This is a genomic window from Streptomyces globisporus C-1027 (genome assembly GCF_000261345.2).
Classification (GTDB): domain Bacteria; phylum Actinomycetota; class Actinomycetes; order Streptomycetales; family Streptomycetaceae; genus Streptomyces; species Streptomyces pakalii.
The window spans coordinates 7,127,719-7,143,332 of sequence record NZ_CP013738.1; the positions used below are offsets into that span (position 1 = coordinate 7,127,719).

At 71.9% G+C, this 15,614-nt stretch carries 14 protein-coding genes; 6 read left to right on the forward strand and 8 right to left on the reverse strand.

The annotated features are described in order from the left end of the window. Positions 1-69 precede the first annotated feature (69 nt). Positions 70-480, forward strand: a complete 411-nt coding sequence (locus WQO_RS31470; RefSeq protein ID WP_010058882.1) for a RidA family protein — start codon at positions 70-72, stop codon at positions 478-480. Positions 481-515: 35 nt separating this feature from the next. Here the strand turns inward: WQO_RS31470 and WQO_RS31475 are convergent, their stop codons facing one another. From WQO_RS31475 to WQO_RS31495, 5 genes are all read right to left on the reverse strand, one after another. Then, complete coding sequence (locus WQO_RS31475; RefSeq protein WP_010058884.1) at positions 516-989, reverse strand: ATP-binding protein; 474 nt, start codon at positions 987-989, stop codon at positions 516-518. A 97-nt stretch (positions 990-1,086) separates the two neighbouring features. Further along, complete coding sequence (locus WQO_RS31480) at positions 1,087-1,530, reverse strand: response regulator (protein WP_010058886.1); 444 nt, start codon at positions 1,528-1,530, stop codon at positions 1,087-1,089. Further along, positions 1,527-3,158 (reverse strand): sensor histidine kinase, encoded by a 1,632-nt coding sequence (locus WQO_RS31485; RefSeq protein WP_050992280.1) that lies wholly within the window; start codon positions 3,156-3,158, stop codon positions 1,527-1,529. The genes WQO_RS31480 and WQO_RS31485 overlap by 4 nt, the downstream gene beginning before the upstream one ends. Then, entirely contained in the window at positions 3,148-4,413 is a 1,266-nt protein-coding gene (locus WQO_RS31490) for a PP2C family protein-serine/threonine phosphatase (protein ID WP_010058888.1), read from the reverse strand. The genes WQO_RS31485 and WQO_RS31490 overlap by 11 nt, the downstream gene beginning before the upstream one ends. Positions 4,414-4,585: 172 nt before the next feature. After that, positions 4,586-5,482 (reverse strand): RNA polymerase sigma factor SigF, encoded by an 897-nt coding sequence (locus WQO_RS31495; protein ID WP_010058889.1) that lies wholly within the window; start codon positions 5,480-5,482, stop codon positions 4,586-4,588. Between the two features lie 229 nt (positions 5,483-5,711). Here WQO_RS31495 and WQO_RS31500 point away from each other — a divergent pair, with 229 nt between their 5' ends. Then, on the forward strand, positions 5,712-7,196 hold the full coding sequence (locus WQO_RS31500) for an SDR family NAD(P)-dependent oxidoreductase (RefSeq protein ID WP_010058890.1): 1,485 nt from the start codon (positions 5,712-5,714) through the stop codon (positions 7,194-7,196). Positions 7,197-7,554: 358 nt separating this feature from the next. Continuing rightward, positions 7,555-7,731 carry a hypothetical protein gene (locus tag WQO_RS36180; RefSeq protein ID WP_010058891.1) on the forward strand — a complete coding sequence of 59 codons (177 nt, stop codon included), beginning with the start codon at positions 7,555-7,557 and terminating at the stop codon, positions 7,729-7,731. Between the two features lie 43 nt (positions 7,732-7,774). On the opposite strand, the gene WQO_RS31505 is transcribed toward WQO_RS36180, so the two are convergent. The 3 genes from WQO_RS31505 to WQO_RS31515 all read right to left on the reverse strand — a co-directional run bounded on the left by WQO_RS31505 (position 7,775) and on the right by WQO_RS31515 (position 10,658). Then, complete coding sequence (locus tag WQO_RS31505; protein ID WP_010058893.1) at positions 7,775-9,199, reverse strand: lipase maturation factor family protein; 1,425 nt, start codon at positions 9,197-9,199, stop codon at positions 7,775-7,777. 89 nt (positions 9,200-9,288) lie between these two features. Next, complete coding sequence (locus tag WQO_RS31510; protein ID WP_010058895.1) at positions 9,289-9,801, reverse strand: DUF1990 family protein; 513 nt, start codon at positions 9,799-9,801, stop codon at positions 9,289-9,291. Further along, positions 9,798-10,658, reverse strand: coding sequence for a YndJ family protein (locus WQO_RS31515; RefSeq protein WP_010058897.1), 861 nt, complete (start codon positions 10,656-10,658; stop codon positions 9,798-9,800). Before WQO_RS31515 ends, WQO_RS31510 begins: the two co-directional genes overlap by 4 nt. 169 nt (positions 10,659-10,827) lie before the next feature. Between WQO_RS31515 and WQO_RS31520 the strand changes: the two genes are divergently transcribed. The 3 genes from WQO_RS31520 to WQO_RS31530 all read left to right on the forward strand — a co-directional run bounded on the left by WQO_RS31520 (position 10,828) and on the right by WQO_RS31530 (position 15,586). Then, positions 10,828-11,937: a DUF6777 domain-containing protein gene (locus WQO_RS31520; protein WP_010058899.1), complete on the forward strand. Its 1,110-nt coding sequence runs from the start codon at positions 10,828-10,830 to the stop codon at positions 11,935-11,937. Between the two features lie 65 nt (positions 11,938-12,002). Further along, on the forward strand, positions 12,003-14,066 hold the full coding sequence (locus WQO_RS31525; protein ID WP_010058900.1) for a SpoIIE family protein phosphatase: 2,064 nt from the start codon (positions 12,003-12,005) through the stop codon (positions 14,064-14,066). A gap of 152 nt (positions 14,067-14,218) precedes the next feature. Beyond that, positions 14,219-15,586, forward strand: a complete 1,368-nt coding sequence (locus tag WQO_RS31530) for a wax ester/triacylglycerol synthase family O-acyltransferase (RefSeq protein WP_029182128.1) — start codon at positions 14,219-14,221, stop codon at positions 15,584-15,586. Positions 15,587-15,614: the final 28 nt, after the last annotated feature.

Here is a 15,614-nt window from a genome sequence, read left to right on the forward strand (position 1 = left end):
AGTGACCGGCATCCGTCCGGTCCGAAGGGCAATGGGGGGCACGGCCCCCGGGACGAGGAGGCGAGTGGTATGGCCATCACCCTGGTGAACCCGAGCGGACTGCCGGAGATCGGCGCCTACCGGCAGGTGGCGGTCGCGACCGGCTCGAAGCTGGTCTTCATCGCCGGGCAGGTCGCCTGGGACGCGGACGGCGCCACCGTCGGTGCGGGCGATCTCGCCGCACAGGTCGAGCAGTGTTACGTCAACATCGGCACGGCCCTCACCGCGGTCGGCGGCACCTTCGAGGACGTGGCGAAGCTGACCGTGTACGTCGTGGACTGGACGCCCGAGAAGCTGCCGCTGTTCCTGGAGGGTGTGGCCCGGGCCGCCGCGCGGCTGGGGACCACTCCCGTACCGCCGGGCACGCTGGTGGGCGTCGCGGCTCTGGACGTCCCGGACCACCTGGTCGAGGTGGAGGCAACCGCCGTGCTCGACTCCTGAGGGGAGCGGCGGCCTGAGAGGGGAGCCCGGCGGGCTCAGGTGCTGAGCTGGAACTCCGCGCGGATCCGCTTGCCCACCGGCACCCGCTCGGCGGTGAGCCGGTCGCAGAGCGCCACGACGATCTCCATGCCGTGGCCGCCGAGGCGGGACGGGTCGGGGGCGTACAGCACGGGCATCGCGGTGCTGCTGTCGTACACCGTGACGCTGATGCGCTCCGCGTTGCCCTCCAGCTCCAGCATGTAGGGGCCGTGGCTGTAGCGGTCGGCGTTGGTGACCAGCTCGCTGACGGCCAGCATCAGGTCGCTGCGCGTGTGTTCGCCGATCCGGGCGAGGCACTCCACCGTGAGCCTCGTCAGGAAGCGGTCGGCGAGCGCACGGGCCAGCGCTATGCAGCCCGGCTCGCCGTCGAAGACCTCGGCGCTGAGCAGTACCTCGGCGGAGGGCGCTACCTCGACGGAAGTCGGCGCCTGAACCGTTTCTTCCGGTGAGGAGGTGACCTGTTCGTTCATGTGCTCCAGCCAGGGCGCCGCAGTGAGGGTCGGAGACCTTTTCCGCCAATCGTCTACCCGTGGCGAACGATCCCACTCCAGGAGATCCGGACCGATCCTACGCACGTCCGGGCAGCCGCACCACGGTCACGAAGAACTCGTCGATCTGGCGGACCGCCGCGATGAACTGGTCGAGGTCCACCGGCTTCGTCACGTAGGCGTTGGCGTGCAGTTTGTAACTGCGCAGGATGTCCTCCTCGGCCGAGGACGTGGTGAGGACGACCACGGGGATGAGGGCGAGCTCGGGGTCACCCTTGATCTGCTCCAGCACCTGCCGGCCGTCGTACTTGGGCAGGTTCAGGTCCAGCAGTACCAGGTCGGGGCGGGGGGCCTCGGCGTACTCGCCGCGCCGGTAGAGGAAGTCCAGCGCCTCCTGCCCGTCGCGCACTACGTGCAGGGTGTTGCGGATCTTGTTGTCCTCGAAGGCCTCACGGGTCATCAGCTCGTCGCCGGGGTCGTCCTCGACGAGCAGGACCTCGATGGGCTGCACAGGGGTGTTCACGAAGCGTCTCCCGACTGGCTGGTGAGCTGGGCGTGAGCGAGCAGCTCCGCCGTGGTGTGGGTGGGCGCCTCGGGCGCGACCGGCAGGGTGAAGTGGATCCGGGTGCCTTCGCCCGGTTCGGGCTCCAGCCAGATCCGGCCACCGTGGAACTCGATGATCTTCCGGCAGAGTGCCAGACCGATGCCCGTGCCGTCGTACTCGTCCCGGGCGTGCAGCCGCTGGAAGATGACGAACACCTTGTCCGCGAACTCGGGCGCGATCCCGATCCCGTTGTCCGACACGGTCAGGTGCCAGTTCTCGTCCTCGCGCTCGCAGTCGACGGTGATCCGGGGCGGACGGTCGGGGTGGCGGAACTTCACGGCGTTGCCGACGAGGTTCTGCCAGACCATGGTGAGGGCGGTGGCGTCCCCGACGAGTTCCGGCAGCTCCTCGGGCCGCTCGACGACCGCCCCCGACTCCTCGACCGCCGCGGCCAGATTGCCCAGGGCACGGTCGAGCGACCGCCCCAGGCCGACGGGCTTCCAGCTCTCGTGGACCCGGCCCACCCGCGAGAAGGTCAGCAGGTCGTTGATGAGCACCTGCATGCGCTTGGCTCCGTCCACCGCGAAAGCGATGTACTGCTTGCCCCGGTCGTCCAGCTCCGTCCCGTACCGCTTCTCCAGCAGCTGGCAGAACGAGGCGACCTTGCGCAGAGGCTCCTGGAGATCGTGCGATGCGACGTACGCGAACTGCTCCAGCTCGGAGTTGGAGCGGCGGAGTTCCTGCGTCTGGTCCGCGAGCAGGTCTTCACGCTTCTGCGTCGCGGCCAGCTCGTCGGAGAGCCGTTGGCGCATGTTCTCCACCGCCCCGGCCACGGCCTGAACGTCGGAAGGGCCCTCGATCTCGATCCGACGGTCGAAGGTGCCCGAGCGCACCGCTTCGGAGGCGGCGCGGAGCCGGTTCAGCGGCACGCCCACCACCCGGTGGAGCAGCACGCTCAGCGCCACGATGGTCAGCACGAGAACGCCGAGCAGGATGCCCACCACCCAGTCGCGGGTGGTGCGGGCGGCGTTCAGGTCGGCCCGCGCATGGTCCCGGGCCTCGGACAGATGCCCCTGCTGGGTGGTGTAAGCCCGCCGCAGGTTGTCGAACTCCGCCTTGCTGCTCTGGAGCTGCGCGGTGGTGCCGGAGCGGCTGGGACCGCTCTCCCGTACCGCCGCGATCAACGGCTCGGCCTTGTCCTGCCGCCACCGGCCGGCGGCGGCCTCGATGGCGTCGAGGTCATTCGCGAGCCGCTCGTCGTCGCCGACCAGCTCCCGGGCCTGAGCCAGCCGCTCCCGCTCGGCGCTCTTCCCGGCCTCGTACGGCTCCAGGAAGGAGCGGTCACCGGTCAGAGCGAACCCCCGGACCCCCGTCTCCTGGTCGAGCAGGGCGTTCTGCAGCTGGAAGGAGACCGATCGCGCCGGCTGGATCCGGTCCACCAGCTCGTCGGTGCGCTCCGACATCCGGGACAGCACCAGTCCGCCGACCACGAGGCAGCCGCAGACGACCACGACGAAACCGCCGAGTATCAGATGGACCCAGGACTGCACCGGCAGTCGAGCGGCGAGGCTCGTTGCCGGTATCGCCTTGGTGCTGTCAGTGCTCATCGTCTTCCGATCCCCAAGCCAGGTGCAGTACGGCCACGTCGTCCGCGAGCCCGCCGTACGGCGCGGCCCCCTCGGCGGCTCCGGCCACCAGGGCGTCGACGAACGCGGAGGCCGGCAGATGCCCGTTGGCCTCCGCCATCGCCAGCAGCCCTTCCTCGCCCAGGCGGCTTTCCGGTCCGTCGCGCCCCTCGAACAGGCCGTCGGTGAAGAGCACCAGGCCCGCCCCGGGTGACAGCGGAATGTCCACCGTCGGCCATCGGCCCGTTCCGGGCAGCAGCCCGAGCGCCATGCCGCCCTCGGGCTCGACCCACGTCACACCGGTGCCCTGGCGCAGCAGCAGGCCGGGGTGGCCGGCCCGCAGGATCTCGACGCTTCGCCGGTCCGGCGGGAACACCAGGGAGGTGACCGTGGCGAACACGTGCGCGTCCGAGCGCTCGGCGACCAGCATCTCCTCCAGCAGGGCGATCTGCTCGACGTGGGACGTGCCGCACAATACGGCGGTACGCCAGGCCACCCGCAGACACACGCCGAGAGCGGCCTCGGCCGCACCGTGCCCGGAGACATCGCCGATCACCGCGTGCACCGTGCCGTCCGCGGTCTGCACGACGTCGTAGAAGTCACCGCTCAGCAGCCCGTGGACACGCCCCGGCTCGTAACGTGCACGGGCCCGGAACAAGTCGTCCCGCAGCAGCGGTACGGGCAGCAGACCACGCTCCAGCCGGGCGTTCTCCTGGGCCATCAGCTGGTTGGCGCGCAGTGCCGCGGCGGCCCGCTCGACCTCCTTGCGCTGCAGGGCGTAGCGGATCGCGCGCGAGAGGATCTCGGGGCCCAGCCGGCCTTTCACCAGGTAGTCCTGGGCGCCTCCGGCGACCGCGCGGAGCCCGGTGCCCGAGTCCTCCAGGCCGGTCAGGACGACGATCGCGGCCTCGCCGTCGGTCTCCAGGATCTGGCGCACGGCGTCCAGCCCGTGGGCGTCGGGAAGATGAAGATCGAGCAGCACGCACACCGGCGCGGTCGAGGCGCGCAGGAACGTGCGGGCCTCACCCAGTGTCTTGCACCAGGTGAGGGCGGAGTCCAGCTCGCTGTCCGAGAGCATCTCCTCGACGAGCAGCGCATCGCCGGCATCGTCCTCCACCAGCAGGATCGTCGCGGTCCACAGCGGAGACTCGGGGCGGTGGGGGATGCCGACCTGCTGGGTGGGGATACCGGGCGCGCCCGCAGAGATCTGCGGTGCGCCCACGGGTGACTCGGTCAAGCCTTCACCCTCTCGTGCGACGGCACGGTGCGTCCGGCCTGATCATCGCAAAGCATATGCGAGGCATACGCCTCGTCTGCCCCCGCCCGGAAGAGCGGACGGCACGAAGCCGCCCGCCCGGAGGGGCGGACGGCTTCGGACTCGGGACGGGACCCGAACGGTGTGCGGGATCTCACGCCTCGACGCTCATACCCTTGCGCAACTGCTGGACGATCCGGCTGAGCAGCCGGGACACATGCATCTGGGAAACGCCCAGCTCAGCCCCGATCTGCGACTGCGTCATCTCCGCCCCGAACCGCATCTGCACGATCCGGCGCTCCCGGTCGTCGAGCTGCTCCAGCAGCGGGGCCAGGGTGTGCAGGTTCTCGACGGTCTCCATGCCCGGATCCGCCTCGCCGAGGACATCGGCGTACGCGCGCTGCTCCTGGCCGGAGTCACTGTCCGCGGACGGCGTGTCCAGAGAGCCGGCCGAGTAGCCGTTGGCGGCCACGAGCCCCTCGATGATCTCCTCCTCGGGGAGGTCGAGGTGGGCGGCCAGCTCCTTGACGGTGGGGTCGCGGTCGAGCTTGGCGGAGAGCAGTTCCTTCGCCTTGGCGAGGTCCACGCGCAGCTCCTGGAGTCGCCGCGGCACGTGCACCGACCAGGTGGTGTCGCGGAAGAACCGCTTGATCTCCCCGACGATGTAGGGCACGGCGAAGGTGGCGAACTCGACCTCGCGCGAGAGGTCGAACCGGTCGATCGCCTTGATCAGGCCGATCGTGCCGACCTGGATGATGTCCTCGGTGTCGTCGCCGCCGCGGTTGCGGAACCGGGACGCGGCGAAGCGCACCAGGGAGAGGTTCATCTCGATCAGGGTGTTGCGCGCGTACTGGTGCTCGTGCGTGCCCTCCTCCAGCGTCTGGAGGCGGTCGAAGAAGATCTTGGAGAGGGCGCGGGCGTCCTGCGGGGCCACCTTCCCGGCGTCCTCGATCCAGGGCAGCTCCCCCGTGACGTCCGTTGTCTGCGTGCCGATCCGGCCGTCGCTCAACGGCGTCGTGGTTCCGGTGGCTCGCGCCGACATCGTCGTCATGGTGACGCCCTCCCTGTTGACCAATGCATGTGTGTCGGATCAGCGCCTGCCCCGCCATCGCGAAGTCATGCGCATCTTTTTCGGATTTCTTCGATCGCCCTCCGGACGCCCCTCCTGCGGCACCCGTTCGCCCGAACGGAGCAGTGGCCCGCGCATGGCAAACTTGAGCGGGGTGTTTCGGCCTGCGGTGATCCACGACCCGCGGCGAGAAGATGACAGAGGAACGGCAATGACGGTGACAGAGGACAGCCCGGAGTTCGCTCCCGGGATCGAGGAGTTCGGTCCCGGAATCGACCCGGAGCGGCTGGCCGTCTGCCTGAGCGTGCTCGACGAGCTCGACAAGATCGAGGTGGACCACCCGGACGCCATCCTCGTCCGCCGCGCCACCGCAGGGATCTACCGCACCGTGAAGCAGCGCCGCCGCCAGGAGCGCCGCGCCGCGAAGACCGCCCACGACCGGGCCGTCACCGAGGCCACGGCGACCGGCTCGGCCGAGCGCATCGACGACGAGACGCAGGGCGTGCTGCCCTCCTCCTCCGCCCAGGCCGAGATCGCGGGCATCCTCCAGCGGCCCAGGTCCTGCTACATCTGCAAGACGCGGTACGTCGAGGTGGACGCGTTCTACCACCAGCTCTGCCAGCCCTGCGCCCAGGAGAACCGCGCCCGCCGCGACGCCCGTACGGACCTGACCGGACGCCGGGCGCTGCTCACCGGCGGCCGGGCGAAGATCGGCATGTACATCGCGCTGCGGCTGCTGCGCGACGGCGCGCACACCACCATCACCACCCGCTTCCCCAACGACGCGATCCGCCGCTTCAAGGCGATGGAGGACAGCGGCGAGTGGATCCACCGGCTGAAGATCGTCGGCATCGACCTCCGTGACCCGGCCCAGGTCGTCGCGCTGGCCGACTCCGTCGCCGCCGAGGGTCCGCTGGACATCCTGATCAACAACGCCGCCCAGACCGTGCGCCGCTCCCCGGGGGCCTACAGCGAGCTGGTGAGCGCGGAGTCGGCGCCGCTGCCCGCGGGCGAGCTGCCCGCCGCCGAGGTCATCGGCACGTTCAACAGCGGTTCGGTCGACCGGGTCGCCGCCCTGCCCAGCGCCCGCAAGGAGGGCCTGAGCGCTCAGGAGGTCACCGACCTCGCCCTGGTCACCGGCTCCGCATCACCGGCCCGGATCGCCGCGGGCACCGCGATCGACGCGGGCGGCCTCGTCCCCGACCTGCACGACACCAACAGCTGGATCCAGACGGTCGACGAGGTCGAGCCGATCGAGCTCCTCGAAGTCCAGCTCTGCAACTCCACCGCACCGTTCATCCTGATCAGCCGGCTGCGCCCGGCGATGGCGGCGACCGCCGCGAAGCATGCGTACGTCGTCAACGTCTCGGCGATGGAGGGCGTCTTCAGCCGTGGCTACAAGGGTGCGGGCCACCCGCACACCAACATGGCCAAGGCCGCGCTCAACATGCTGACGCGCACCAGCGCCCAGGAGATGTTCGAGAAGGACGGCATCCTGATGACGGCCGTGGACACCGGCTGGATCACCGACGAGCGCCCGCACCCGGACAAGATGCGCCTGGCCGAGGAGGGCTTCCACGCCCCGCTCGACCTGGTCGACGGCGCGGCCCGGGTCTACGACCCGATCGTGCGCGGTGAGGGCGGCGAGGCCCTCTACGGCTGCTTCCTCAAGGACTACGCCCCGGCGAACTGGTAATCCCGACGGCCCAACCGGCCCGACGGTCTCCGCGCGGCGGCAGGGAACCCGGCCCAGGATGATTCCTGGGCCGGGTTTTCGCTTACCCGGTGGCCGAAAGTGACCTACCGCACACGGTCTATCGAGCGTGGAGGCGCTCATTTGGTTACGCTGATGCGAACGGACGTCATCGAGGGGCCCACGAAGGTTCCTCGACCGTCCTGGGACACGGTCGGTAACCCGGCCGCTGTTCCGCCCCGAACCGGCGCCACCGCGACCGACATATCACCATCCCTGCCACGCTCGGGGCGGTCGTGCTCCGGCATCGGTGCCGGAGCGTCGGCGACGCCCTGGGTGACGCGACACAGAGGAGTGCGCGGTGACGACACCGGAACTGACCGAACGCGAAATGCGCCCCGCCGAACGGACCTCGGGGCGCCCCGGCCGCCCCGAGAAGCTGCGGAACATCGAGGTCTGGGCCAGGTCCGCCCCGATCCGGCTCGCCGGATACGAGGACGATCTCGCCGAGCCGCACATCCTGCCCGGCATCGACTGACCCCCGAGGCTCTCCAGCGCGTCCCGCGGCCCGTCCCTCCGCTCTACCGCTCCGGCGGCAGCGGCCGGGAGACGGGCCGCAGGAATTCCCGGACGTAGGTGCGGTGCCACCAGCATCCGCCGGCCCGCAGCTCCCGGAGCCCGGTGAACCGGTAGTGGAACACCCGGGCGCGCACCTGGCGGGGCGGTCCGTCCGGGAACGGGTTGTGGCCGAGCAGGCGGAGCGTGTCCCGGTCACCCTCCAGCAGCCGGTCGACGAAGGGCCCGAACCAGGAGCGCGCGTACGCGGGGGAGAGCGCCGCGAACCACATCATCCAGTCGAGCCGCAGGTGGTACGGGGCGAACAGGCGCGGCAGCCTGCGCGGGTCGCCCGGCTTGCCGCGAAAACCGTACTCCCGCCACTCGGTGCCCTCGTGCACCACCGGATCGGCGCTGCCCTCCACCACGACCTCCAGCCGCATCCGGCTGATCGAACCGAACGCGCCATAGGTGTTGACCAGGTGCAGGGGATCGTAGGACCGGTTCATCGCCTGCCGCCGCGAGACCAGATTGCGCGCCGGGCGGTAGCTGAGCACCAGCACCAGGGCGGTCACGGCGATGACGACCACCTCGTACCAGAGGGGCGGGGCGGCCTGGGCGGGCGGCGGCCCGGCCAGGGGAGTCCAGTCGATCACGGAGAGCGCCAGCGCGATCGTGAGCCAGTTCAGCCAGGCGAAGTTCCCCGAGAGGACCAGCCAGAGCTGGGTGAGGACCATCAGCCCGGCCGCCGCGCTCGCCACCGGCTGCGGGGTGAACAGCAGGAAGGGCACCAGCAGCTGGGTGACATGGTTGGCCGCCACCTCCACCCGGTGCACGGGCCGGGGCAGATGGTGGAAGAACCAGCTCAGCGGCCCCGGCATCGGCTGGGTCTCGTGATGGAAGTCCAGGCAGGTCAGCTCCCGCCAGCACGCGTCGCCCCGCATCTTGATCAGCCCCGCGCCGAACTCCACCCGGAACAGCAGCCACCGCAGCAGCCACAGCACCAGGACCGGCGCGGCGGTGTCCCCGGTGCCGAGGAAGACCGCCAGGAACCCCGTCTCCAGCAGCAGCGACTCCCAGCCGAACCCGTACCAGACCTGCCCCACCTGGACGATCGACAGATACAGCACCCACGGCAACGCCCAGAGCAGCATCCCGCCCCACAACGGCAGCAGACCGTCGAGACCGGCGATCAGCGCCACCGAGACGGCGCAGCCGCTCCAGGCGACGGCGGCAAAGAGGCGGTCCGAGTAGTGCAGCCGGAAGAGCCCCGGAGCGGCTCGCCACGGGGTGCGCCGCAGCAGGTCGGGGACGGGCAGCATGCCGCGCTCGCCGATCAGCGCCCGGAACTGGAGCGCGGCGGAGAGGAAGGCGACCAGATAGACCACGGCCAGGGCCCGCTGGAAGATCAGCCGGCTCAGCCAGTAGCCGTCGGCGGTGAACCATTCCATCCCTGCCAGTATCGGCCCGGGGGCGGCCTGGGGCTCCCCGCCGGTGCGGAGCGGGCGGTCCCGGGCCCTCGGTCTCCGGCTCGGGCGGCTCACCCCGCGGCGACGATCCGGCGGAGCGTACGGCCGAGCCTGCGCGCGTACCAGTGCTGCACGACCGGCACCAGCGGCCCGCCGAGCCGGGCGTACCAGGAGGCGGGGCGCGAGAATGCCAGGACGGTGAACCACACCGTGCCGTCGTCCGCGAGGTCCACCACGAAGCACTCCTCGCCGTGCTCCGGATGCCCGGCCAGGGTGCCGTAGCCGAAGCCCGTGCGGCCGTCCTCCCCGTACGCCGTCCAGATCACCTCGCACGGGGCGGTGAGGCGCAGCGGGCCCAGGCCCAGGGAGACCCGGACGCTTCCGCCGGGCTCCGCGCGCCGGGCCGAAGCCTCCACCCGGGCGCCCGACGCACGGTGCATCCGCCACTCGGTGATCGCCGCGCCGGCGGCCGCGAAGTCGGCCGGTCCCCGGCCGACCGCGCTGCGGTGGTGGAGGTGGTGGTAGCCCCGGGGAAGCGGGCCGAGCCGGGTCGCGCCGACCTCCGGGTAGGTGAGGGTGCTCATGCGGTCCTGCCTTCGGTGTGGGTGCGGACGACGGTGCGGGAGGCGTCGTGGGTGTGGATGCGCCGCCAGGCCAGCAGCGAGCCGAGCGCGAAGCCGAGCGCGTTGCCGAGACCGTGGGTGGCGGCCATCCAGGTCAGGGTGGGGTGGGGGAGCCCGGTGGCCTCACCGAGCGCCCAGCTCAGCGCGAGCAGCATCGTCGCCACCAGGACGGCGGCGGTGGAGAGCAGCAGGAGCCGCGTCGTCCGGTCCCGTCCCTCCTCGTGCCCCATGCGCCAGGTCAGCAGGCCCACCGTCCACATCCCGGCCGTCAGGACGACGGCCCCGGCGAGTTCGGCCCAGTCGCCGATGAAGTACCCGACGAGGACGAGGAGGGTGCCCAGCGGCACGCTCAGCGCGGCGAAGCCGCCCGCGGGACCGTGGGAGACCCGGCATACCAGCCCGGTGATCAGGGCGGCGGCGAATCCGGCGAAGTGGAAGTGCGGCACGGTCAGCGCCAGGATGCCGAGATCGAATCCGAACAGCTCGTGCCCCGAACGCTCGGCGACCAGGGCGGTCGCGGCGACGGCCGGGGTGACCAGCGCGGTGAGCAGGGCGATCCCGGCCGGGTCGAGGCTCCGGCCCCGGGCCGCCCGGCGTGGGGCGTGCAGGGCGAGCAGCGCGGTCCCTACGGCGTAGACGCAGGCGAGCGCCGTGGCCGTGGCGCCGCGCGGCAGCCAGAGGGCGAGCGCGCCCGGCGCGGCGAAGAGTGGCCAGAGCCGGCGGATCCGCTCCAGCTCCCGTTGCTCGGTCAGCCGCAGACCCGCCGGCACGACGACGAGCATGCCCAGCATGACGATGGTGTTGACCAGTGCGGACATGACTTCCCCCCCTCATTTGAACGTGTTCAACTCACTGGTGTGAGCGTAGAGGAACAATTGAACGCGTTCAAGACGGGGGGTGGCGGCCGCCTGTCCGCTTGCGGGTCCGTGCCCGGTGCGGCACAGATGGTGACACCGAACCGTTCCCCGGGACAGGCAGGAGAGCTCTGTGCGCTCACAACGACGTTTCCGGCGTACCGCGCTCGCCGCGCTGTCCGCCGGGGTGCTGCTCGCCGTCGCCGGCTGCGGCGAGGGCGGCGACCGCACGGCGAAGGGCACCACGGGCACCGCGGAGGCCACGGACGTCCTCCTCCAGCCGATCGCTTCCCCCGGCCCCGGACCGTTCACCGCGTCCACGGCGCGGGCGGCGGACTCCCCGTCCGCCACCGGCGCACCGGACGGCGAACCGGACTCCGGCACCCGTACGGTCCATCCGGTCTCCGGCGCTGTCCCCGGGCTCTACGGCGGCACCCGATCGGTCGCCGCCTGCGATGTCGAGAAGCAGACCACCCTCCTGACGGACGACAAGAAGAAGGCGAGCGCCTTCGCCGAGGCGGCCGGCATCGAGGCCGTACAGATCCCGGGCTATCTGAAGTCCCTCACCCCGGTCGTCCTGCGCGCCGACGCCCAGGTCACGAACCACGGCTACAGCGCCGGATCGGCCACCGCCTTCCAGGCCGTCCTCCAGGCGGGCACCGCCGTCCTCGTCGACAGCCGCGGAATGCCCCGGGTCCGCTGCGCCTGCGGCAACCCGCTGGGCCCGCCCGTGGTCGCCGACGGGAAGGTCGCCCACCGGGGCGAGCGCTGGCCCGGCTACGACCCCGCGCGCATCGTGGCCGTCGAACCGGGCGTCAAGGCGGCCACGAGCCTGATCATCGTGAACACCGACGACAACAGCTGGATCGAGCGGGCCATGGGCGACAGCGGCGGCCGTGACCGGGACCCGGACGACCCGCCGCCCTTCGAGCCCGACGCCGACCTGCTCTTCCCGTCCCCGGGCCGCCCCTCCGAGCCTCCGTCCCCGGACTCCACCCCGTCCGACCCGGCCCCCACCGAACCGGAAGCGCCGACAGACCCCGGACCCGACGAGTCGTCCGACGACTTCGGCGACACGCCGCCCGAGGAGCCGTGGGAGTACGAGGAGGGCGTCCCCGAGGAGGTGGCGCCGGAGCCGACCCAGGTCTTCCCCGCCGAGCCGGAGGAGCCGGACGGGCCGGACGCGCCCGCGGAGCCGGACGTGCCCATGGAAGCGGATCTCGGCGACGTGTTCGCGGGCTGACGGTCGCGGTCCGAGCGGCGGAATCGGACAAGAGGAATAGGAAAAATGGTGGCAGAGTGGCCCACATGGATGATCGGGTAGCGGGTGCCCTGTCGCTCCCCGAAGACTGGCCCGCCCACCCGGACCTCAGCCTCGCCCTGAACCGTATGGGCAGCTTCGACTGGGATCTCGACACCGGCCTCATGCACATGGACCGGACCGCTCTGGACGTGTTCGACCTGACCCCGGACGAATACGACGACCGGCCGGCCTCGCTGTCACCGCGCGTACCGACGGACGAGGCCCAGCGTCTGGACGGGCTGGTCTCGCACGCCCTGAAGAGCGGGCGCACCAACTACGGCGCGTACTTCCGCATCCAGCGGCGCGACGGCACCCTGCGCTGGACCCACACCCAGGGCTTCGTCCGCCGGGACGGGACCGGACGCCCCCGCCGCATCATCGGGATCGTCCGCGACGCCACCCAGGAACTGGCCGACTCCACCGCCCGCCGCGAACTGGACGAGGAGCGCCGCCAGCGCACGAGTCTGGTCGAGGGAACCACCGCCGCCCTGGCCCACGCCCGTACGGTCAAGGACGTCATCGCCGTCCTCAAGAACTCCCAGGGCCTCGCCCACCTCGGAGCCACCAGCCTCGTCATGGGCCTGCTGGAATCCGGCCGCATCCACCTGGTGGCCGACGGCCCCGAGGGCGCGTACGTCCCCGGCACCCGGTACACCCGGGTGGACGAGCAGTACCCGATGAGCGAAGTGGTCCGCACGCTGTCGCCGCGCTTCATCGAGTCCGCCGAGGACTTCGCCGCCTCCTATCCGATCCTGTGGCCCGACATCAGCCACCTCGGGATCACCTCCGCCGCCTACATGCCGCTGATCGCCCAGGCCCGCCCGATCGGCGCGCTCGGCCTGCTCTACCGGGACAAGGGCGGCTTCACCGCCGACGAACGCAACCTGCTGATGGCGCTCGGCACCTCGATCGCCCAGAGCCTCCAGCGCGCGATGCTCTACGAACAGGAGCACGACCTCGCCGAGGGCCTCCAGCAGGCCATGCTGCCCCGCCGGATCCCGTCCGTGCCCGGGGCGCAGGTCGCCGTCCGCTACCGCTCGGCCCGCCTCGGCCGGGACATCGGCGGCGACTGGTACGACCTCATCCCGCTGCCCGGCGGCCGGGTCGGCGCCGTCATCGGGGACGTCCAGGGGCACGACACCCACGCCGCCGCCGTCATGGGACAGCTCAGGATCGTGCTGCGTGCGTACGCCGCCGAGGGGCACAGCCCCGCCACGGTCGTGGCGCGCGCCTCCGTCTTCCTGCATGAACTGGACACCGACCGCTTCGCCACCTGCACCTACGCCGAGGTCGACCTCACCACGGGGGTCGTGCAGGTGGTCCGGGCCGGGCATGTGGACCCGGTGGTGCGGGACGTCGACGGGAGCTGCCGCCGCGTGGTCTCCGAGGGCGGTCTGCCGCTCGGCCTCTCGGCGGAGTTCGGCCGGCTGGAGTATCCGGTCTCCACGGTCGAACTGGACCCCGGCCAGACGATGATCCTGTTCACCGACGGTCTCGTCGAACTGCCGGGCTCCGACCTCGACGAAGGCATGCAGCGGCTCACCTCCCTCGTCGCCAACGGCCCCCAGGACCTGCAGAAACTGGCCGACCAGCTCTGCGACGCGGTCGACGGGCGCGGCGGCCAGGACGATGTCGCGGTCCTGCTGCTGCGCCGCCGGGCCGCGCACGCCCCGCAGCCGGGCGGCCGGCTCCAGCAGCACGTCGCCCAGAACGACCCCGAGGCGCTGAGCTCGTCCCGGCACATGATCCGGGCCGCGGTCCGGGCCTGGGGCGCGAAGGACCGGGCCGACGAGATCGAGCTCGCGGCCGACGAGCTGATCACCAACGCGCTCATGCACACCGACGGTGGGGCCGTCGTGACGATCCGGGTGCTCGCCGGAACCGAGCGACGGCTGCGCGTCGACGTCGAGGACCGCTCCAGCGCTCTTCCCCGGCGCCGCGACGCGGGGGAGGACGGGGTGTCGGGGCGCGGCCTGATGCTGGTCGACCGGCTGGCCGACGTCTGGGGCGTGGATTCGCGGGGCAGCGGCAAATGCGTGTGGTGCGAGTTCCTCATCCCGACCCGCTGAAGGCCGCCCCCCGGGCATTCGGTACGCGCGTGACCGACGCGCCGATGTAACAGTGCGTAATATGTCTGTGCTTGACCGTGACCGATCGCGAACGATTGACTGCGAGGGGCCCGCCCACCCGGCCCCGCCGCTTCGACGACATGAGGCCCCCGTTGAGTACCGAGCTTCTCGCCCCGCTCGACCTTGCTTTCTGGCACCTCGAATCAAACGCCCATCCGATGCACCTGGGCGCGCTCGCCGTCTTCGCCCCGGCCCCCGGCGTCGGCCCGGAGCTGATCCTCGACCTGCTCGGGACCCGCGCCGCCGCGATCCCCCGGCTGCGCATGGGCGTGCGGGACGTCCTGCTGCCGGTCGGCGGCAAGGCCTGGACGGTGGACAAGGACTTCGACGTGCACCGGCACGTCGAGCGGGTCGTCGTGGTCGACGGCGACTTCATGGCGGGGGCCACCCGGCTGGCCGGCGAACTGATGGAGCGGCCGCTCGGGCGCGGTCTGCCGCCCTGGCGGATGTACCTCATCTGCGGGGCGGAGGGCGGGCCCTTCGCCGTCCTGGTCAAGCTGCACCACGCCCTGGCCGACGGGATGCGGGCGGTCGCCATCGGGGCCGGGATCTTCGACGAGATCGCTGCCGCCACCAGCGCCCGCACGACCGCCCGGGGCCGCACCGCCGTTCCTCCCCGCTCCTGGCTGCCCGACCCCCGCGAGATGGCGGGCATGGCGCTCGGGCGGATCGGCGAGGTCGGCCGGGCGCTCGGCGTGGGGGCCTCCGTCGTCCGCGCCGGCCGCCTCGACCTGTGGGGTCCCTCCGCCCTCACCGCACCCTCCAGCGGCACCCGGCGCCTGGCCACCGCCGACCTCGACGCCGGGGACCTCCAGCGGATCCGGCGCGCCGAGGGCGGCACGGCCAACGACATCCTCCTGGCCGTCGTCGCCGGGGCCCTGCGCCGCTGGATGGCCGAGCGCGGCGAGTCCCTGCCCGCCGCCGACCCACGCGCCCTGGTGCCCGTCTCCCGGCGCCGGCCCGGCGGACCCACTGCCTCCGGTAACCGGCTCTCCGCCTATCTGCTGGGCCTGCCGGTCACCGCCGCCGACCCGCGCGAGCGGCTCCGGGCGGTCCGGACCGCGATGGACCGCAACAAGGCGGCGGGCCCCCTGAAGGGCGCCGGAGCCGTCGCCGTACTCGCCGACCAACTGCCGCCGCTGGCACACCGGTTCGGCGCACCGCTGGCGGCCAACGCCGCCCGCATGCTGTTCGACGTGCTGGTCACCAGCGTGCCGCTGCCCCGCTCCGCGCTCTCGCTGGGCGGCTGCCCGCTGACCGCCCTCTACCCCATGGCGCCGCTGGCCCGGGGCCAGTCCCTGGCGGTCGCCCTGTCCACCTACGGCGGGCGGGTGCACGTGGGCCTGGTGGCCGACGGCAAGGCCCTGCCCGACCTGGACCGGCTCGCCGCGGCGGTCGAGGACGAGTTCACGGAGCTGTACGCCCTCGTCGCTGGACCGGACCGCACACCGGTGTCCTGACAGGCAGCGGCGCACCGGCTGCGGCAGG